The organism is uncultured Acinetobacter sp., from assembly GCF_947626835.1.
In the GTDB taxonomy this organism is placed as follows: Bacteria; Pseudomonadota; Gammaproteobacteria; order Pseudomonadales; family Moraxellaceae; genus Acinetobacter.
This window is the reverse complement of record NZ_CANQTS010000001.1, coordinates 277,624-296,722: the sequence shown is the minus strand read 5'-3', so window position 1 is coordinate 296,722 and position 19,099 is coordinate 277,624. Positions and strand designations below refer to the sequence as shown.

Sequence of the window (19,099 nt, the reverse complement as noted above, 5' to 3'; positions counted from 1 at the left end):
ACTCTCACACCTCGCGGCGCTGGAACCTAAATCCAGTGCGTCTACCAATTTCGCCACGTCCCCAATGGCTGTGTATACTATACAGATCAGTTTTGACTGACAAGTATTTTTTTAAAAAAATTGTTTGATTGCTTAAATATAAAACAAAATAGGGCAATTTTCGTCAATCAGGCGCTGTAAATACGGTTTAAGCATCCCATAATCCTGTTCACGGGCTGTTGTTTGCTTATGCGTTAAAGCTTGAAGTACAGGTAAAAACACAGCATAAGGCGCGTCAAGCTTTAAGTCTAATTGCTGGCAATGTAAATATGCCCAATCTAAATAGCTTTTGGCTGTGAGACGCTGCCCTGCCAACCATTCGTACAAGATGATGCCTAAAGCATATAATTCAGTGTATAAGGTTTTGGGTTGCCCATGAAACAGTTCAGGTGCCATATAACGCGGTGTGGCGGTCAGTTGTGCAGGCGGGTTGTCAATAGATTGTAGCTGTTCAAAATCAAGCAACTTTAATTGACCTTGCCACATCACAAAATGCTCATGTTTTAAATCGGCATGTAAATAACCTAGATGATAAAAGTGTTCAATTGACAGCAGCATGGCTAAGATCTTCTTAGCAATCTGCTTAATGCTCAGTTGTGTTGCAATACTTAGCCAAGGCGTGGCATGCGGTAAGATCAAGGCTGTATAACTTGCCTTAAATTCAACACAATGTGAGACATCTAGCTGCTGACAAGGCAATAAATATGCGAGATTTTGCATGTTTTGATAGAACATCAATTCTTGGCAATAGCTGTGTTCAAACAGCGTATGCGTGTCACGCAATTGGATTTTAAGCCAATAATGCTTTTCATGCTGCTTGAAACGATATAAACGACGTCCATAGGCATAACTTTTAGGCTTGGTCATGTCTATTAATTGATTAACTTCAAACGGCAATATATTCACGACCTGCATGTTGCTGCGGATTATCCTGAAAAGTAAGTAGCTCTAAACAATGTTGAATGGTTTTGCCAACGCGCGCATGAGTTTCAATCGCCGAGATTTTAGGCCAAGTGGCACGTTCCCCTTCGCGTTGCAATAATTTAAACAAGTGCGGACGTGGGTTTTGCATTAAATAATAATAATGACGCAAACTGTAATTGCCAAAAATATTCAGATCACCATAGTAACGTTGATCCAACACCCCATAACCATGATCCAGCACACGGCGCACCGCAGGTACACTCCCGACCCGTTCACGGGTAAAATCAAGCACACCGCGCGTAAAGACTTTGCCTTGGCGACGAATAATGCGCTCAGGCCAACTAATAATATCTTTACGATAACGCTCAGCATCAGTTTGCATAAAAGGCACGACATGCGGATTGGTTTGACTGGCAATGGTGTAATTGATGTTATATAGGCGTGCCATTTTCTCTTGCGGGAAATCACTGCGCACACTTCCATCAACCCAACGCGTGGTGGCCATATACGGCGTTTGCTGCCCATCATAACGTTTACTGGTGAGTTTAACTGGCGGAAATAAAATCGGTACCGCGCAAGATGCTAACACCGCACTCCACACCAATAAATCAGGTGACGTCAGATTATTCATAATCCGTGCGTCTTGTGAGGCATCATAGGGCGCCACTGCCACGTTAATATGTAAGCCTGAAGCTTTATGCGCCTCAGCAAAAGTGACATCGCCCATATTACTAATTAAGAATTTCTTTAAATGTTTTACATCGGCCACACCGCCACTGCCGCGTAAAATCTGACTTATTTTACGAAACTTAAACGCTTCACTCATCAGATTTTCCCCACTGAGTAAAGTTAAGATGTCTGAGGGTTTGGTTAAGCCAATCATAGAAGTCACAATCGCCCCAGCACTAGAACCCGATAAAACTTTAGGCAATAAATCTTGCTCTAGCAAAGCTTTACAAACGCCTGTATGAAACAAACCTAAAGTTGAACCACCAGAGAACATTAAGGCAGGCTGACCATAGGCTTGCTGTGCATGTTGGAAGAATTCTATTTTTTCTTGATGCTGTAATTCAGTACACGCGTCAGACGCAATAAAGGCCAAACTTTGACTGACCTCTTCAATATAATCTTCAATAATGCGTTTAGTTCCCACATAAGTGGCACTAAACAACAAAGGATGCGCGATGTTGGCAATATCGTAAGTCAGACCTTCTCTTAAAATATAAATTAAGTCACGACAACGCCCACTATTACGGTAACGTTTAAGCATGGTTAAGCGATAAGCAATCACTTCAGCATCAAAATACGGCGAACAGTTATCGTACTTCCATTCTTGTGCGCCAGAGGCTTCATCTATTCGTAATGCTAAAGCTTTCCATTCTTCATAACTTTGTGCATGCTCAAGTTGCTGTTTCAGCTGTTTAATCCGATACACTTGATGCGATTGACCGCGTTGTATAACCCCTTGAAACAACATAGACACTCCTTTAGTACGCCCTTAGGCGCTGTGTGTACTGCATGATCATGACTGATGAATTGTATTAGCAAATTTAGCCAAGTTGGTATAGAGTTTTTTCCTATATTTAAGCCACCTTTACTTTACAATTATGTCAAGCATTCAACTTTCTGATTCTGTCCTACAAAGTTTAAATCAAGTGTTACAACAGTTACAGCATAGCTTACCCCCCTTAAAGCAAGCACCTGATTTTTCAAGTATTGCGTTTAAATGGCAGCAAGGCGAGTTACACGGTATTTGTAGTCCACGCCAAATGGCACTTGATGATTTAAAAGGCATTGAACGCCAAAAGCAAAAGGTTGTACAAAACACCTTACAATTTTTACAAGGTTTACCTGCCAACGACGTGTTACTCACCGGTTCGCGCGGCACAGGAAAATCTTCAATTGTACGCGCCTTACTCAATGAATATAGCGCACAAGGCTTACGCTTAATTGAAATTGAACGTGATGATTTACGTGATTTACCTAAAATTCAGCAACTGATTCAAAACCGTCCTGAAAAATTTATTGTCTATTGTGATGATTTAGCCTTTAACGCAGAAGATGAAAATTATCGTAGTTTAAAAAGTGTCTTAGATGGTTCTTTACAGTCAGGTTCAAGTAATTTTTTAATCTATGCCACCAGTAACCGTCGTCATTTATTGCCTGAATTTATGCATGAAAATACGCCAGTGCTTAAAGCGGATGTACCACAACATACCGAATTACATCCACAAGAAGCCATTGAAGAGAAAATTTCTCTTTCTGACCGCTTTGGTTTGTGGTTGTCATTTTATCCAATGGATCAAAACTTATATTTAGAAATTGTGGAGCACTATTTAGTGCAAGCCAAGATGCAATTAACAGCTGAAGCACGCGCTGAGGCCTTACGTTGGTGTCAAAGTCGTGGGCAGCGTTCAGGGCGTTCGGCGTATCAATTTTCTAAACATTGGATTGGTTCGCAGCAATTACAAGCACTTTAAACCCTGCTTTAAAATTATTTCACTCTTTGGAATCAAGATTATGGATAAACGTCGTTTAGGTGCTACAGGTTTAGACATTTCTCCTGTCGTTTTTGGGGGCAATGTTTTTGGTTGGACCATTGATCAAGCACAAAGCTTTAAAGTCTTAGATGCTTTTGTTGATCATGGTTTTAATGCCATTGATACCGCAGATTTTTATTCCATTTGGGCACCCAATCATCAAGGTGGCGAATCAGAAACCATTATTGGCAACTGGCTAAAACTACATCCACATCAACGTGAAAAAGTGGTCTTATTTACCAAAGTTGGTTTAGACATGGGAATTGAGGGACATTCAGGACTGTCTAAACGTTGGGTTATGCAAGGGGTTGAAGATTCTTTGCGTCGTTTAAACACCGACTATATTGATGTTTATTTTGCCCATTGGCCTGATGAAAACACGCCTTATGAAGAAACGTTGTCAGCATTTGAGTTACTCAAACAACAAGGTAAAATTCGAGCTGTTGGTACATCCAATTTAAATGCTGCGCAGTTAAAAGATTCTATTCAAGCCGCTCAAGCCATGAATGTCCCTCATTATCAGGTGTTACAACCTGAATATAATCTTTATGATCGTGCTGTTTTTGAAGATGAATTACGTGATCTGTGCACTCAACACGACATTGGTGTAGTGAGCTACTATAGTCTTGCCAGTGGCTTTTTAACCGGAAAATATAAAACCTTAGCCGATATTGAAGGTTCTGCGCGTGCCGATAGTTTGGCCAAATATTTTGATGCGCGTGGTTTGAACATATTAGCGGCGTTAAGTGAAGTTGCTGATCGGCACCATGCTCAAATGGCTGATGTGGCTTTGGCATGGGTTTTGGCTCAACCTGCCATTTCAGCGCCGATTGCCAGTGCAACAAGCGTGGCACAAATTGAACGCTTTGCTCAAGCAGTACAACTAAAACTCAGTGCTGAAGATTTGGCTTTACTCAATATATAAAAAAGAGGCTGTAAGCCTCTTTTTTTAATCCTTAAAAGCTTATGCTTGATTTGGATTAGTTAATTCTGTCATGGGCCAACGTGGCGTTGTGGTGACGGCCAAACCATCACGTTGTCCTGCCTTTAAACGTTGATAACCGGCAAAAGCAATCATGGCACCATTGTCGGTACACAGTGCAGGTTCAGCGTAATACACCGAGGCTTTGATTTTGGCTAAGTCGGCTTCTAAACGCGTACGTAAGCGTTGATTGGCACTGACACCACCTGCAATCACCAAACGTTTTAAACCGGTTTGCTTTAAAGCTTTGACCGATTTTTTTACCAACGTATCTACAATGGCTTCTTGGAAACTTGCGGCAATATCAGCGTCACGGTTTTCATCACCCAACTTTTTCATTTGAACTGAAACAGCAGTTTTTAAACCACTAAACGAAAAAGTTAAACCTTGATGCAACATTGGACGCGGAAAAGCAAAGGCGTTCGGGTCGCCTTGTTCTGCCAATTTAGAAATATTGGGACCACCCGGATACGGCAAACCCATCATTTTAGCCACTTTGTCAAATGCTTCACCTGCGGCATCGTCAATTGACTCACCTAAAAGCTCGTATTCACCAATGCCATACGCTGCCATCAGTTGTGAATGTCCACCTGAGACCAATAAAGCCACAAACGGAAATTCAGGTGGTGTTTCTGACAATAATGGCGCCAGCATATGCCCTTCCATATGATGCACACCAATGGCTGGTTTATTTAAAGCAAATGCCAAAGTACGCCCAAACAGTGCGCCTGTCATCAATGCACCCATTAAGCCTGGGCCACGGGTATAGGCCACGGCATCAATTTCAGATTTCTGCACACCAGAATCTTGTAACAATTGATTCATGAGTGGAATTAATTTTCTAACATGGTCACGCGATGCCAACTCAGGAACTACGCCGCCATACTCGGCATGCAGTTTAATCTGGCTGTATAGCACCTGACCGCGTAATCCTTGCTCACTGTCATACAATGCCAGTCCAGTCTCATCACACGAAGTTTCTAAGCCTAAAACGATCATTAAACTGCCTATAACCTATATCAAATCAAATGCAAGTGTATTATAGACTTGTGGTATGAGATGTAAATGAGTAAAATATTGTCCTTCACTTGTGATCACAGGCATTTCGCGTGTGATCTTATCCATAACTCATTGAGGATTCTTCATGCCACAAGTTAAATTGAAAGAAGGCGAACCAGTAGACGTAGCTATCCGTCGTTTCAAACGTTCATGCGAAAAAGCGGGTGTTTTAGCTGACGTTCGTAAACGTGAATTCTACGAGAAACCAACTCAAGAACGTAAGCGCAAAAAAGCTGCTGCTGTTAAACGCTACCAAAAGAAATTGGCGCGTGAATCAGTACGTACGACTCGCCTTTACTAATTAATTTGTGATGACTGCCTGGATAAAATAATGACGACTTTAAAAAACCAAATCTTAGACGTTTTAAAAGCAACAATGCGTGCCAAAGAAATGGATAAGCTGACGGTGATTCGTGGTTTACAGGCAGCAATTAAGCAAATTGAAGTCGATGATCGCGTTGAACTTGGCGACGCTCAAGTTCTTGCGGTCATTGAAAAGCAAATCAAACAACGTAAAGAGTCGGTGAAAGCCTTTTTAGGCGCGAACCGCGAAGATTTAGCTAGTAAAGAACAAGCCGAAATTGAAGTATTATCGCAATTTCTACCAGAAGCTATGACTGAGGATGAGCTTGATTCCCTTATTGCGCAAGCAATTGCAGCGCAACAAGCGACTAGCATGAAAGATATGGGTAAGGTGATGAATTCTCTGCGTCCGCTCATAGCCGGACGCGCCGACCCTGCACAAGTATCTGCCAAAATTAAAGCCAGCCTTGCTTAAATATTACGTTGCTTGAACTGCCTGATCACAGACAGTTCAGCGATTTAAATTAGCTCAATTGGCACTTTACGCCATAACGCTGTAAAGTTTGCATCTCACGTTTTGACAACACCTCATCAATCACATCTGCCTTACTATAGGCTTTTTGGCTTTTAAAAATATCAGCATTACGCTCAACTGCAACATATAAACCATCAACATATGCTTGCACTATAGTGCAATATTGCTGCTGCTGTGCCCCAGTAAATGCGGTTTGCTGCGGATCTAAAGCCCTTAAAAATTGGCGATTATGCTGTTGAAATTGACGATTGGCTGCATCCACCATGTTCACATATTGTTCAACACTGCCTGCAAAGCCTGCTGTGCTGATCCCCAAACCAAGCATAAAGCTTAAAATTAATTTATTCATAGCGATCTTTTAAGTTACGTGCATTCAAATTATGCCTAAGTATTGTAAATCTTGTTACATTCCTGTCGAGCGAAAATTGCTTAGCCTTTAAGCAGTTAAATACGCATTTGCCTTTCCTTTTGCATCTGATTTAAACGGGCTTTGACCATTGCTGCCAAAGCTTCATGCTGTTGAGTTAAGCGCTCAGCCTGTAACAAAGATTTAATCGCATTTTCTTCTAAACCTGACCAATACTCTGCTTCCGCACGATAACGCAATACATGAATATTACGCATGGGTGAAGCTTGATCGGCATCGGCTAAACGTTGTAATAAGCGCCACACTTGAATATCTCGTGGATGAGTTTGACTAAACCTTTGCAAAATACGCTCTGCATTGCTGTATTGCCCCACACGAATCAATACTTCAGCATATTTGTAATTTAAAGCACGATTCTCAGGCATAATTCTTGCCGGTGACTCAATGATATTTAAAGCTTTGGCAATATTGTTTTGCGCTAAATAAACTTCGGTTTGAAGCAAGGTATGTAAATGATGCAAACGCTGATGTTGTTGCAGCCGATTAAGTGCCTGCTGAGCGTCGTTGAATTGACCTTGCTGTAAATAAAAGGCAGCCAATGCTAAAGTTGGGGCATATTTACGCCCATTTTCAGCCATGCTTTTGAGTTGTTGTTCATTGGCTTGTTTAGATAAAACCATGCTATACAAACGCATAATTTCAAAATTTTCGTCATACAAGCTACTTTTGACCTGAGGCAATTGGTTGGCACGCAAACGTGCTTCGCTCATACGCTCACTGGTCAGTGGATGAGTCAGCCAAAAATCTGGAATGAAACTTAAACGACTGGTGGCGCGGTGCATGGTTTCAAAAAAATCTGCCATACTTTGTGGGTTGTAGCCAGCTTTATACATAAATTGCATACCAATACGATCAGCTTCACGCTCTTGATTACGGCTGTAAGACAACTGACGGTCAGCAAGCGCAGCTTGGGTTCCCATCATTAATGCAGTGCCTGCATCGCCATCGGCTTGACTGGCCACCAATGCACCTACGACCACACCAGCCAGCGCCAATAGACCCTGCCCCTTAAAGGCATCTTGTGAACGGCTGTAATGACGCTGCGTGACATGGGCAATCTCATGTGCCATCACACCTGCTACTTCGTCCATATTTTTAGCAGAACTCAGTAATCCTGTATTTAAAGCAAATAATCCACCAGGTACGGCAAAAGCATTGATTTGTGGGTCATTCACCACGATTAACGCAATCGGGTTAGAGAGTTGGGTTTGGGTTAAAATATGGGAAAAAGTGGCGAAGAGTTGATCTTCAAGCCAAGGATTATTCAGTACATGCAATTGCCGCTGTACTTCACGATAGACCTTTTCACCAATTTGGCGCTCTTTTTGTTGATCAATCAAGCCAACCCCACCACCAAGCTCAGGCACATGAAATTCAACTTGATGCTCAAATGTAGATGCGTTGAGTGTACTGACACTTAAGGCAACTGCCAAACTGGCGGCTATTTGTATAGCTTTCAAAACGACCCTCAAATTCATGCAATATCAATTGAATATAGCATTCAAATCAGGAGAAATTTGCAATAAAGTGTTACTTAACCAGCCACAATATAAGGTGCTGTACGCCCTTCCAAAGCTTCAACCAAATTATGATAGGCAAGCTGTGCCATTTTTTTACGCGTGCTCAAAGTAGCCGAAGCTACATGCGGTAAGGTCACCACATTGGGTAAATTAAACAACTCAGACTGCTGTAACGGTTCTTTTTGATAGACATCTAAACCGGCAGCAAAAATTTGACCTGTAGTTAAAGCCTGAATTAACGCCTGCTCATCAAGTACAGCACCGCGGGAAATATTCACCAACACGCTGTGCCCTTGCATTAGCGCCAATTCTTGCGCGCCAATTAAAGCCTGTGAGTCGGCATTGAGATCAACTGCAATCACCACAAAGTCGGAACGTTTTAACACATCTGGCAAACTACAATATTGGGCATTTAAAGCCTGTGCAACTTCTGGTTTAGCACGACGATTGTGGTAGAGAATATTCATATTAAAACCATGAAAACCACGCCGTGCAATGGCTGTGCCAATATGTCCTAAACCAATAATGCCCAAGGTTTTACCAAAAATATCTTGCCCAAACTGTGCGCCACCTACAGTACGTTGCCAGTGTCCTTGTTTGGTCCATGTATCTAAATGCGGAATCTGACGTGCTGCGCTCATTAATAAAGCAAAAGCCAAATCGGCGGTGCTTTCAGTTAATACATGTGGGGTATGACATAGCTGGATAGCTTGCTGCTGCAAATAGTCCACATCGTAATTATCATAACCTACACTCACACTAGAGATCACTTTGAGATGCTGCGCTGTATGTAAATTACTTGCATCTAAACGGCGACCTGCCCCAATCATGCCATCTGCATCCGTCACATGCTGCAAAATTTGCGCGTTGACATCTCCTTGTTTGGGATCAATACACACCACCTGATAGTCTTGTTGTAGGCGTGCCAAAATTTCAGCATCCAGCTGACTAAATACCACTACTTTTTTCATATTATGCCTTTATTTGTTGTTTAAAGCGTTCCATAGCTGTTTTTTTAATATCGGCTGCGCCAGCATGTCGTCTAGACTAGGCAATTTTCGGCTCTGTTGTGGCATACAAGGTAATTCACCTAAAACCAGCAACTGTTTGTCTAGACCATGTACTGCTAAAAAACCCTGCATATAACTATATGCGCCTTGTGGATCTTGTAGATTCAGTAAAGGAAATGGCCAATTAAGTTGTTGATACTCAGCTTGCAGCGCAGCATGAATATTGGCCCATAATTGCTGGGCTTCAACAGATAAATCACTACTATCAATCACCACGACATATTGTGGCAAACTTAACAACTGTAATTCAAATTTTTTAATATTTTTATGTAAATTTGTGGCTTGCACGACGTGAGCGATTGGCGCGGCAATGATTTCTTGAACAGGCTGCTGTTGAATTGGTGTGGAGTTGGGCGTGGCTACAATCTGATCAGTCACTACAGTTTTAGCTGTCACCACAGGCACAGGATGAGCATGTAACTCAAGGGCCGTGTTATCAGGACGCTCGTCACGCCAAATGGAGTCTAAATCTAAATTTTGGCATGCAGCATCCCGTGGAATCCATAAATCAATTCCAAGTTCGGTTAAAATTTGACGTTGCTGGCCAATCATGACTACTACTCTCGCACTAAGCGGGTATTCTAACGAGAATACGCAAATTTTGCTGTAGTTTATCGCGCCTTTATGTTTATTTGACGCGCATTTATCTTAGACAATCATCAGACTATTTTTCTTTTGCATTTGCTCAATAATTTCATAGGTATCAAATCCTAAACGCCAATAAAGCAATTCCAATACATCTAGCTCATCTTGAGTAATGACACGATCATGCCACAAGCAAATTTCCGCAATCCCCAAGATACTTAAACGCTCACGCAACAATAAACCGGCAATATCATTTAAAATTTCTGCCAAGTCTAAAGGTTCATCAGATACTTCTTCAAATTGCTGGAGTTCCTTCGTTGTTAAAATACGCGCCAGAATCTGCTCACGTACTTGCATTTGGTTGTCGCTGTTAATTTGCTGCACATGCAATAAAGCATCCACCAAACGTACAATTTGTGGCTTTACTTCTGTTAATGCAGTCGGACGTTGCTCAGGCAATAAAGCCAAATGCGCTTTAACCCGCTCTAGTAATAGCGCATCTAGCAAACCAATTTCACCATCTTCTTGGATAATTTTAGCCAGTTTGGTTAAAAATTGCCGTGCAATAGTTTTAGGCAGCGTGCCCATATGTTGGCAGGCATCCAGAAAAATTGCGATATGTACTCGCCCATCTAGATGTAACAATGCATCGACAATAGCACGACTCACTTCGGCATCGGCCGGAATAAATTCGCGATATTGACGAATCATTAAAATTGCCACCATGACCTCGCGTGAGCCGGTCGCGGTTTGCATGGCACGCTCAAGCAATTCTGGACGTGGCATATTGCTGCGTCGTTCAGGATTAAGCGGTTTAATAGCATCTTTAATGGCAAAGCTAATCGGGGATAAACGTAATAATGGCAAAGGTTCAGGCGAAGTCCATGGCGCTGAAAATTCGCCATCGGTTTCTTCTAAAGAACGGAATAAACTATATAAAGGCTGAGTACGTAGTTTTTTAAGGTTATCTAGCTGTAACTCTTGAATTAAACTGGGATTAAGCTCAAAAATACGTTGCTGAATACTCGGGTGAATATTCAGCCAACTTTGTGGGCTGAGCGAGTTGGCAAAACATAAATGTGAGATACTCTCTGAATATTCACTGTGAATTTGTGAACCAGCATGATGTACATCAATACGTAATAAAGTATGCGTATTGGCTGAACTTTGCATCAGTTGTTGGGTGGCTAAGTCATTTTTAAAAGTATTGCCACTGAGCATCATATACTTAAATAAACGCGTGACTAAAACGCCAAGACTCCCCAACAGCCAAATCATGCCACCGATAGCCACATAAAAGGTGGCAAAATGCCGTAACCGATTGGCACGATGGCGCTTAAAACCTTGCTTTGCCACTTTACTGCCTATTTGGCTAAAGCTGGTTAAACCACTATAAAGAATTTTTAAACGCGTGTTGTAACGAGTATCGCCAATTAAAATTTGCTGGTAGGCATGTGCTAATAGACCATAAAGTTCTGTTTGATCTAAGTTTTGTAAAGCGCCCCACGTTAAAATAATCACCGTATCCTGTGCTTTAAAGCCTGCACTGAGTAAATTCACCCCAACTTCATCGGGTAACACATATAAGGTCGGCGCGGTATTTAAAAAGCGCTCTGCCAATTGTTGATTAATGTTTAAAGCGCTATATTCTTCGGGGGTACTCTCGCTTAAACTTAAGCGACGGGCACCAAGCTGCTGAGCTAAACTATGTCCACCTTGGCGCAATACATAGCATTCGTACAGCATTGAGCTGAGCATAATAATAATTAAAATAACACTGCAATACGGACTTAAATGATGCCAATAAATTGACTGCGTGGGGTCAAAGTAATACACCACAAAACCCAATAAGGTATTTAAAATAAATAGACTGAGCCCGATTGCAAATAAGCTTACACACAAAGACCAACAGATATTTTTATTTTCGATCTCAATTACGCCAATGTCTCGCAATTACTCGTCCCTTAGATGACATGGTGAGCCACATCATAAAGCAAAAAAGCGGGAAATTCCCGCTTTTTCACTGAAAATTTAACTGCAATTACGCTTCTTTTACGCCAGTTAAATCCACTGAAGCTGCATCGATGTTGACATCAATATAACCATCTTTTTTCTTTTTCGCGCTGTCGCTACGGCTTTGTTGCAAGTTGTCCAAGTAGGCTTCATCAATGTCACCTGTGACATACACGCCATCAAATACTGAACAGTCAAACTCTTGCACTGCCGGTACTTTCTTGGTACGAATTGCAATTTTTAGATCTTCTAAATCTTGGAAAACTAAACGATCAGCACCAATAATGTCACGAATCTCTTCCACACTACGATTCGATGCAATGAGCTCTGACTTAGCTGGCATATCAATACCATACACGTTTGGATATTTCACCATAGGTGCAGCAGATGCAAAGAAAACTTTTTTCGCGCCTGAATCTCGTGCCATTTGAATGATTTCATTACACGTCGTACCACGTACAATTGAGTCATCTACCAGCAAAACATTTTTACCACGGAACTCAAGTTCTACAGGGTTAAGCTTTTGACGCACTGATTTTTCACGTAATTGCTGACCTGGCATAATGAAAGTACGACCGATATAACGGTTTTTCATAAAGCCTTCGCGGAATTTAACCCCAAGCGTATTAGCTAACTCTAATGCTGAGGTACGTGACGTGTCTGGAATTGGAATCACCACGTCGATGTCATGCTCTTCACCCCACTCACGTAGGATTTTTTGAGCCAATTGCTCACCCATTTTAAGACGCGCTTTATACACCGAAATCCCATCAATAATGGCATCTGGACGTGCAAAGTACACGTATTCAAAAATACATGGGCTATATTTTGGTGCAGCAGCACATTGACGGCTAAACAAGTTACCATCCATGTCAATGAAAATTGCTTCACCCGGCTCGATATCACGCTCAACTTTAAAACCAAGCGCAGTAATCGCCACCGATTCAGAAGCAATGATATATTCCATACCTTGTTCTGTTTCGCGTGAACCATAAATTAATGGGCGAATGCCGTTTGGATCACGAAAACCGACCAAACCTTGGTTAGTAATCATACTCACCACAGCATAACCACCACGGCAACGCTCATGTACACGACCAATCACATGGAAGATATCATCTGCCACTGGGCTTAATTTACCCAGCTTTTGTAATTCATGCGCTAAAACGTTGAGTAACACTTCAGAGTCTGAATTGGTGTTCATATGACGTAGGTCAGTTTTGAACAAGTCATCATGAATTTCTTCAGCATTGGTCAGGTTACCATTGTGTGCAAGGGTAATCCCGTATGGAGAGTTTACATAAAAGGGCTGTGCTTCTGCACTGCTTGACGAACCGGCTGTTGGGTAACGCACATGACCGATGCCATAGTTCCCTTGTAAAGCGCGCATATGACGTGTATGAAACACATCACGTACCATGCCGGTGTCTTTACGTAAGAATAGACGACCTTCGTGACAAGTGACGATCCCCGCGGCATCTTGTCCACGATGTTGTAACATCGTTAATGCATCAAACAACATTTGGTTAACCGCTGTTTTACCAGCAATACCAACAACTCCACACATAGCAACCTCGCAGACAAGCTAGGATTAATTAAAAGGATTTTTCGTTGCAGCCTCTGAACGCTGTGGTTCAGAAGATAAAGAAGATGTATCTTCTTCAAAATGTTGTTTTGCCTCAGTGACGACTTTTTTCGATTGCTCGGTCGCCCATGGGGCATAAGGTAATAAAGTTTGCACCCAAGTTGAGCGTTGCCAAAGTGGCGAACTTCCCACCCAGGGTGATACAGTCTGTAGCAAAATTAAGATGACCAAAACAGCTTTTACAGTCCCAAAGGCAGCACCGGCTAAACGATTGAGCGGACCGAGTTTTAAGCGATTTAAAATACGCTGTAAAACACCACTTAAGAACCATGTCACCATCATCACAGCGACAACCATTAAAGCAAAGGCACTGACTTTTTGAACCACTGGATCATTGAACATGGTCAACATTGGCGCAAGACTTGTGGCATATTTAATGGCCACAAAAAAAGCCACTAACCATCCAACCAAATTGGCAAATGCCTGTATAAAGCCTTGTCGAAAGCCATTTAAACCACTGATCAACACCACAATCAGCAGCACAATGTCCAATCCATTCATATGCAATTACAGCGCAGCAACACACTGCGCAATGAGTTTCGGTCCAGTATAGATGAGGCCACTATACACTTGTACAAGGCTTGCACCGGCATCTTTTTTGGCTTTGGCATGTTCACCCGCTAAAATCCCACCCACACCAATTAAAGGAATCTGACCTTTAAGTGCTTGTGAAAATGCAGCTAAACATGCAGTGCTTTTCTCAAACACAGGCGCACCAGATAACCCACCGGCTTCTTCAGCAAATTCTAAACCTTCAACGCCTTCACGCGACAAGGTGGTATTGGTCACAATCAGACCATCAAATTTAAATTGGATCAGTTGTGCTGCAATAAATTGAATATCTTCGGCTTCTAAATCTGGAGCGACTTTTAACACAATCGGCACGTAATGTTGGTGCTCTTGTGCCAATTCAAGCTGACGATTTTTTAAGGTCTCGAGTAATTCAGTTAAGGCATCACCGCTTTGTAAAGTACGTAAGTTTTTTGTATTGGGTGAAGAAATATTGACAGTAATATAAGAGGCGTAGTTATAAACTTTTTCTAAACAAATTAAATAATCATCTACTGCTTTTTCAACAGGCGTATCGGCATTTTTACCAATATTAATCCCTAACACGCCTTTAAACTTAGCCGCTTTTACATTTTCAACCAATTGATCGACGCCATCATTATTAAACCCCATACGGTTAATAATGGCATTGGCTTTTGGTAAACGGAATAAACGTGGGTGTGGATTGCCGGCTTGTGGACGTGGAGTAATGGTGCCAATTTCAATAAAACCAAAACCCAAAGCAGCTAAAGCATCAATATAAGCGCCATTTTTGTCTAAGCCTGCGGCAAGTCCCACCGGATTTGGAAATTCAATTCCCATACAAGTGACCGGTTTAGGCTCGACATTTTGACGCATTAGCCCCATAGCATGGGCTGATTTTAATAAGGATAATGTGAGCTCATGTGCACGCTCCGGTGCGAAAGAAAACAACAGAGGACGGGCAAGAGAATACAACATATCTACAAAAGTCTACAGCTTTTAAGTCGCCGTATTATAGGCATGGATTTTAGAAAAAACCATGCTTTGCCGATGTTTATTTTTACCATCTAAGCCACTAACGCTGTTAATTTAAGCGTCTGCCCTTCTTCAAGCAATTGAATCTTTTTTAGATTTAAACCGTCTTTGGCCATCTGGGTTAAAAGATTGGCAAGTACAGCATACTCCGCATGCATCACAACAATTTGAATCTGCTCACCTTGTTGTGAAACACTTAAACTCAAGCCGTGTTGCTGACCCAAACGTTGAATTTTTTCACTTACTGACAATTGCTGATCTGGCGCAGCTTTCATGGTGACAGCATGACTTTGCATCCACACCATTTTATCTTTTAATTCATTGACCCGTTGTTGCTCACGTTCGGCCGCTTGATGCATCGACCATAAGGCACTGCCCAACAGAGCCAGTGTTACAACAACCACGCTGACCATTACCATGACTCTTTCACGCACAGATAAACGTGCTAAAGCTGTGTCGCATTGTTGTTGAAGCTGTGTCCATAATTGCATTATTGAATACTCAACTGTCCAAGCACAGCATTGCCTTGGCTGCTGATATTGCCAAGCTGTACTTTAAAACCTTGTTTACCCAACTGCTCACTCAGCTGTTGCAAATTTTGACTCGAACCTGCGCTAAGCGCTAGATTTAAACCTTGCTCGTCGTAGTTCAGTTGCTGTGCCACCACTTGATGTTGCATTAATATTGGTGCGACACGACTAATCAAAGTTAAAGCTTCGGTATCACCATTTTGGCTTAAACGCAGTTGGCTTTCAAATTGGCTTTTTAGATTTTGTTCACTGACCCGACTGTGTGCCCCAAACCAAGCTTTATATTGCTCAACGGCTTGCTGGGCAGTTTGCTCAGCCACTTGTTTGGCTTGATACCAGCGTAACCCATCGACAGCCACTTGAGTCACTAAAACTGCTGCAACTAACCCAGCACACATTCCCCAATACCCACTCGCTTTATGCTGTGCTTTAACAGGGGTGAGCATATTCCACACATGCCGCTGTGGTTGTTTGAGCCAATCAAAGTTGATATCCAAAAGCTGATACTGTGCTTGGGTTTTGCTCGCAGCTATGGCCTGTAGATGATCTGCATGCAGACCCATACAGCCATATTCACGCGTTTCATCTTGATAATCTAAATACACATTTAAATCATCAATAGAACCACCGCTATAGCCACTTTCACGCACCAAAAGACGTCCTGAAAATGCCAACAGTTGGCTTTGATTTTCTTCAGGTTCAGGCACAAGTAAAAAATCAGGCAATAAAGCCTGCACTTGAATAGGCAGTAGGCTTAAAGCATGTTGCATGGTTTCAACTGTAGTTTTAGCGATTGCCATTAAATACAGCTGATCGGGTTGCACAAAATGCTGTTTAACCAACATGGCATCTAAAGGCAGCACCACATATTCTTCCAGTAAATAGCTTGCCCCTACTACACCTAACTGTTTGTAGTGAGATTTGCTCATTTGCTGTTGTAACAACTGCACGTGGCGACTTGGAAAGTACACCACTGCTGCTTGCCCTTGATAGACACTCAGCTCACGAATCAATTGTTCTAAAGCGATTGCTTGTGACCACTGTCCATCTTGCGACCAATGCCATAGTCCATCATTTTCCGGCATCCATATATGCAACATCAATTTCGCCTTATGCCTGTGGAATAAATTGCTGCGTACGGGTTGAGAGTCCTGCTGCGATGACCGCTTGCTCATAGACTCGTGCCTCTGCCAATTGAAAAGCATGAAACGGCTGTTGCAGTAAAATTTGTTCCATATAGGCCACCACATTCATATGGCACACCACCGCAATTGATTCATACGGTAAATGTGACAACCACTCAATTGCTACTTTTGCATCATCTTCAGGTTTAATGGCATCACATACCACTACAGGTACATTTGGAAAACAAGTTTGCAAATAAGCTAAGGTTTGCTGCGCACGAACCAAAGGACTTACCACAAATACTTCAGGTTGAATCCATGGATGAATTGCCGCAGCCGTTTCTTGTGCTTGCGCGTGACCACGTTCGGTTAGGGCACGTTTTTCATCAGGTTCATGTTGTGCAGGATGGGCTTCGCCATGGCGTACTAAAGTCAGTTGCATGCAAAATTCCTTTTATTTTTCATTGTGCTTAAGTGTATAACGCAAATATGACCGTCTGATTTAAACCGCATAATGCGGTAAAACAAACTCAACATCGCTGCGTTGTCCGGTCTTCATCATCGACACTGCCACACTCAAAGGTGGTGCACCTTCAAAGACTACAGCATACAAAGCTGCGGTGATTGGCATATAGACATCTAATTCTTCAGCGCGTTTACGCACCTGAATAATGGTATTGATGCCTTCTGCGGTTTGCCCAAGCTCTGTGGTGGCTTGTTCTAAGGTTTTACCTTTACCTAATGCATAACCGACTTGATAATTGCGACTTAACGGACTATTACAGGTGGCAAACAAGTCACCCACGCCAGATAAACCTAAGAAGGTTAAAGGATTAGCACCAAGTTTAACTGCAAAACGGCTCATTTCTGCCAAAGCACGGGTGAGCAACATGCTTTTGGTGTTTTCACCCACGTTATACGCTGCTGCAATGCCCATAGCCACGGCATAAATGTTTTTAAGCGCACCGCCCAATTCCACCCCATGTACATCATCACTGGCAAAGACACGAAATAAAGCACTGTGTAAGGCTTGTTGTACCGCATAACGCACCAATTCAGATTGACTGGCAATCACGGTGCCTGCCGGCTGCCCTGCCACAATTTCTTTCGCTAAATTAGGACCTGAAAGCACCCCATACGGTACTTCTGGCAATTCGGCACGGATAATATCACTCATAAAGCTAAAGCTTTGTGCTTCAATGCCTTTGGTTAAAGAGATAACTGCCTGCGAGGTAATAAAAGGTTTAATTTGCTGCAACACACTACGAAAAGAATGGCTTGGAATTGCCACCAAAATAATATCGCGATCACGTACTGCCGTTTGTAAATCCGACTCAGCACGTAAATTTTGCTCTAAGACAAAATCAGGCAAATAGTGCTGATTCAAATGCGTTTGGTTAATGGCATCTGCCACATCCGGATTACGAATCCAAATCATCGTATCGCAGCCATTACGTGCCGCAGTATTAGCCATGGCAGTCCCAAAACTTCCCCCACCCAGCACTGTCACTCGCAAGGCAGTTTTAGGGTTGGTTACTACAGGATCAAGCAAGTCGGTAAATTTTAATTCACTCATAATACAGTCCTATTTTGCTTGCCAAGTGCTGACATAATCACTCAGCTCCACAGGCTGACGTGGTGCAATACTTTTGGCTGCGCTGCCAATATAAATAATTCCTGAAATCAAATCCGTCGGTTTTAAGCCCAAACTGGTTTTAAAATGTTTGGATTCAATCACCGCGCCACTGCGCCACATGGTGGCAAAACCTTGGGCTTGTAAGGACAATAAAAAGTTTTGAATCGCAGCCCCTGAACTTAAAGTTTGTTCAAAATGTGGCACTTTGGGATGATCTTGAAACTCAGTTAATGCCAACACCAATAAAGGCGCACGAAATGGATGATTCTTGACGCGTTCAATCTGTGCAGCTTCACTTTCACCTAAATCGGTTAAGGCTTGTGACAATAGCTCACCAAATGCTGCACGCTGTTCAGGTTCAATCACCACAAAACGCGTCGGCTTTAGACGATGATGATCAGGTGCAGTCAAAGCTGCGGCAAAGGCCTGTTGTAATTGTTGTGCATTCGGCGCAGGCTCAATCAACTGTCCAATCGACTGGCGTTGGTGCATATTTTGATGAATTAAATCTTGGGTTGAGTCTGTCATTGCAGCTTAAAGTCTATGTTTCTAACCAATCTTTTAAGATTAGCATAAACTGATAAATTTACTCTATGTTTCG

Annotated in this window: 20 protein-coding genes; 4 read left to right on the top strand and 16 right to left on the bottom strand. The window is 42.3% G+C overall.

Annotation, left to right across the window (positions count from 1 at the left end):
- Window positions 1-132: 132 nt before the first annotated feature.
- Window positions 133-954 carry a hypothetical protein gene (locus Q0Z55_RS01500; RefSeq protein ID WP_297423230.1) on the bottom strand — a complete coding sequence of 274 codons (822 nt, stop codon included), beginning with the start codon at window positions 952-954 and terminating at the stop codon, window positions 133-135.
- Window positions 926-2,440 carry a DUF3336 domain-containing protein gene (locus tag Q0Z55_RS01495; protein ID WP_297423227.1) on the bottom strand — a complete coding sequence of 505 codons (1,515 nt, stop codon included), beginning with the start codon at window positions 2,438-2,440 and terminating at the stop codon, window positions 926-928. Before Q0Z55_RS01495 ends, Q0Z55_RS01500 begins: the two co-directional genes overlap by 29 nt.
- A gap of 130 nt (window positions 2,441-2,570) precedes the next feature.
- Between Q0Z55_RS01495 and Q0Z55_RS01490 the strand changes: the two genes are divergently transcribed.
- Window positions 2,571-3,443: an ATP-binding protein gene (locus Q0Z55_RS01490; RefSeq protein ID WP_297423224.1), complete on the top strand. Its 873-nt coding sequence runs from the start codon at window positions 2,571-2,573 to the stop codon at window positions 3,441-3,443.
- A 40-nt stretch (window positions 3,444-3,483) separates the two neighbouring features.
- Window positions 3,484-4,428, top strand: coding sequence for an aldo/keto reductase (locus Q0Z55_RS01485; protein WP_297423221.1), 945 nt, complete (start codon window positions 3,484-3,486; stop codon window positions 4,426-4,428).
- Between the two features lie 39 nt (window positions 4,429-4,467).
- On the opposite strand, the gene tsaD is transcribed toward Q0Z55_RS01485, so the two are convergent.
- On the bottom strand, window positions 4,468-5,484 hold the full coding sequence (gene tsaD / locus Q0Z55_RS01480; RefSeq protein WP_297423218.1) for a tRNA (adenosine(37)-N6)-threonylcarbamoyltransferase complex transferase subunit TsaD: 1,017 nt from the start codon (window positions 5,482-5,484) through the stop codon (window positions 4,468-4,470).
- A 145-nt stretch (window positions 5,485-5,629) separates the two neighbouring features.
- On the opposite strand from tsaD, the gene rpsU reads away from it, so the two are divergent.
- Both rpsU and Q0Z55_RS01470 read left to right on the top strand, forming a co-directional pair.
- A complete protein-coding gene (gene rpsU / locus Q0Z55_RS01475) occupies window positions 5,630-5,845 on the top strand; it encodes a 30S ribosomal protein S21 (RefSeq protein ID WP_001136722.1) in 216 nt (71 codons plus the stop codon).
- Between the two features lie 30 nt (window positions 5,846-5,875).
- Entirely contained in the window at window positions 5,876-6,322 is a 447-nt protein-coding gene (locus tag Q0Z55_RS01470) for a GatB/YqeY domain-containing protein (protein ID WP_297423214.1), read from the top strand.
- 49 nt (window positions 6,323-6,371) lie between these two features.
- Here the strand turns inward: Q0Z55_RS01470 and Q0Z55_RS01465 are convergent, their stop codons facing one another.
- From Q0Z55_RS01465 to Q0Z55_RS01405, 13 genes are all read right to left on the bottom strand, one after another.
- Entirely contained in the window at window positions 6,372-6,731 is a 360-nt protein-coding gene (locus Q0Z55_RS01465) for a hypothetical protein (protein WP_297423211.1), read from the bottom strand.
- Between the two features lie 95 nt (window positions 6,732-6,826).
- The gene (locus tag Q0Z55_RS01460) at window positions 6,827-8,269 is read right to left on the bottom strand and encodes a M48 family metalloprotease (RefSeq protein WP_297423208.1); all 1,443 of its coding nucleotides are present in this window, start codon (window positions 8,267-8,269) and stop codon (window positions 6,827-6,829) included.
- Between the two features lie 74 nt (window positions 8,270-8,343).
- Entirely contained in the window at window positions 8,344-9,300 is a 957-nt protein-coding gene (locus Q0Z55_RS01455; protein ID WP_297423206.1) for a D-glycerate dehydrogenase, read from the bottom strand.
- A gap of 9 nt (window positions 9,301-9,309) precedes the next feature.
- Window positions 9,310-9,951, bottom strand: coding sequence for a hypothetical protein (locus Q0Z55_RS01450; protein WP_297423203.1), 642 nt, complete (start codon window positions 9,949-9,951; stop codon window positions 9,310-9,312).
- Window positions 9,952-10,047: 96 nt separating this feature from the next.
- The gene (locus Q0Z55_RS01445; RefSeq protein ID WP_297423200.1) at window positions 10,048-11,937 is read right to left on the bottom strand and encodes a peptidase M48; all 1,890 of its coding nucleotides are present in this window, start codon (window positions 11,935-11,937) and stop codon (window positions 10,048-10,050) included.
- A gap of 88 nt (window positions 11,938-12,025) precedes the next feature.
- Entirely contained in the window at window positions 12,026-13,564 is a 1,539-nt protein-coding gene (purF, locus tag Q0Z55_RS01440; protein WP_297423197.1) for an amidophosphoribosyltransferase, read from the bottom strand.
- 24 nt (window positions 13,565-13,588) lie between these two features.
- Window positions 13,589-14,143 carry a CvpA family protein gene (locus tag Q0Z55_RS01435; protein ID WP_297423194.1) on the bottom strand — a complete coding sequence of 185 codons (555 nt, stop codon included), beginning with the start codon at window positions 14,141-14,143 and terminating at the stop codon, window positions 13,589-13,591.
- A gap of 6 nt (window positions 14,144-14,149) precedes the next feature.
- Entirely contained in the window at window positions 14,150-15,151 is a 1,002-nt protein-coding gene (locus Q0Z55_RS01430) for a quinone-dependent dihydroorotate dehydrogenase (RefSeq protein ID WP_297423191.1), read from the bottom strand.
- 89 nt (window positions 15,152-15,240) lie between these two features.
- The gene (gene gspM, locus Q0Z55_RS01425; RefSeq protein ID WP_297423188.1) at window positions 15,241-15,699 is read right to left on the bottom strand and encodes a type II secretion system protein GspM; all 459 of its coding nucleotides are present in this window, start codon (window positions 15,697-15,699) and stop codon (window positions 15,241-15,243) included.
- Entirely contained in the window at window positions 15,699-16,838 is a 1,140-nt protein-coding gene (gene gspL, locus Q0Z55_RS01420; RefSeq protein ID WP_297423185.1) for a type II secretion system protein GspL, read from the bottom strand. Before gspL ends, gspM begins: the two co-directional genes overlap by 1 nt.
- A 10-nt stretch (window positions 16,839-16,848) precedes the next feature.
- Window positions 16,849-17,304: a phosphoglycerate mutase family protein gene (locus Q0Z55_RS01415; RefSeq protein ID WP_297423183.1), complete on the bottom strand. Its 456-nt coding sequence runs from the start codon at window positions 17,302-17,304 to the stop codon at window positions 16,849-16,851.
- A gap of 60 nt (window positions 17,305-17,364) precedes the next feature.
- A complete protein-coding gene (locus Q0Z55_RS01410) occupies window positions 17,365-18,438 on the bottom strand; it encodes an NAD(P)H-dependent glycerol-3-phosphate dehydrogenase (protein ID WP_297423180.1) in 1,074 nt (357 codons plus the stop codon).
- 9 nt (window positions 18,439-18,447) lie between these two features.
- Entirely contained in the window at window positions 18,448-19,026 is a 579-nt protein-coding gene (locus tag Q0Z55_RS01405) for a nitroreductase family protein (RefSeq protein ID WP_297423178.1), read from the bottom strand.
- Between the last annotated feature and the right edge of the window lie 73 nt (window positions 19,027-19,099).

Excerpts from the sequence above, each read along its gene's own strand:
- Q0Z55_RS01500 (WP_297423230.1), bottom strand. The coding sequence starts at position 954 with ATGCAGGTCGTGAATATATTGCCGTTTGAAGTTAATCAATTAATAGAC.
- Q0Z55_RS01495 (WP_297423227.1), bottom strand. The coding sequence starts at position 2,440 with ATGTTGTTTCAAGGGGTTATACAACGCGGTCAATCGCATCAAGTGTAT.
- Q0Z55_RS01490 (WP_297423224.1), top strand. The coding sequence starts at position 2,571 with ATGTCAAGCATTCAACTTTCTGATTCTGTCCTACAAAGTTTAAATCAA.
- Q0Z55_RS01485 (WP_297423221.1), top strand. The coding sequence starts at position 3,484 with ATGGATAAACGTCGTTTAGGTGCTACAGGTTTAGACATTTCTCCTGTC.
- tsaD (WP_297423218.1), bottom strand. The coding sequence starts at position 5,484 with ATGATCGTTTTAGGCTTAGAAACTTCGTGTGATGAGACTGGACTGGCA.
- rpsU (WP_001136722.1), top strand. The coding sequence starts at position 5,630 with ATGCCACAAGTTAAATTGAAAGAAGGCGAACCAGTAGACGTAGCTATC.
- Q0Z55_RS01470 (WP_297423214.1), top strand. The coding sequence starts at position 5,876 with ATGACGACTTTAAAAAACCAAATCTTAGACGTTTTAAAAGCAACAATG.
- Q0Z55_RS01465 (WP_297423211.1), bottom strand. The coding sequence starts at position 6,731 with ATGAATAAATTAATTTTAAGCTTTATGCTTGGTTTGGGGATCAGCACA.
- Q0Z55_RS01455 (WP_297423206.1), bottom strand. The coding sequence starts at position 9,300 with ATGAAAAAAGTAGTGGTATTTAGTCAGCTGGATGCTGAAATTTTGGCA.
- Q0Z55_RS01450 (WP_297423203.1), bottom strand. The coding sequence starts at position 9,951 with ATGATTGGCCAGCAACGTCAAATTTTAACCGAACTTGGAATTGATTTA.
- purF (WP_297423197.1), bottom strand. The coding sequence starts at position 13,564 with ATGTGTGGAGTTGTTGGTATTGCTGGTAAAACAGCGGTTAACCAAATG.
- Q0Z55_RS01435 (WP_297423194.1), bottom strand. The coding sequence starts at position 14,143 with ATGAATGGATTGGACATTGTGCTGCTGATTGTGGTGTTGATCAGTGGT.
- Q0Z55_RS01430 (WP_297423191.1), bottom strand. The coding sequence starts at position 15,151 with ATGTTGTATTCTCTTGCCCGTCCTCTGTTGTTTTCTTTCGCACCGGAG.
- gspM (WP_297423188.1), bottom strand. The coding sequence starts at position 15,699 with ATGCAATTATGGACACAGCTTCAACAACAATGCGACACAGCTTTAGCA.
- gspL (WP_297423185.1), bottom strand. The coding sequence starts at position 16,838 with ATGTTGCATATATGGATGCCGGAAAATGATGGACTATGGCATTGGTCG.
- Q0Z55_RS01415 (WP_297423183.1), bottom strand. The coding sequence starts at position 17,304 with ATGCAACTGACTTTAGTACGCCATGGCGAAGCCCATCCTGCACAACAT.
- Q0Z55_RS01410 (WP_297423180.1), bottom strand. The coding sequence starts at position 18,438 with ATGAGTGAATTAAAATTTACCGACTTGCTTGATCCTGTAGTAACCAAC.
- Q0Z55_RS01405 (WP_297423178.1), bottom strand. The coding sequence starts at position 19,026 with ATGACAGACTCAACCCAAGATTTAATTCATCAAAATATGCACCAACGC.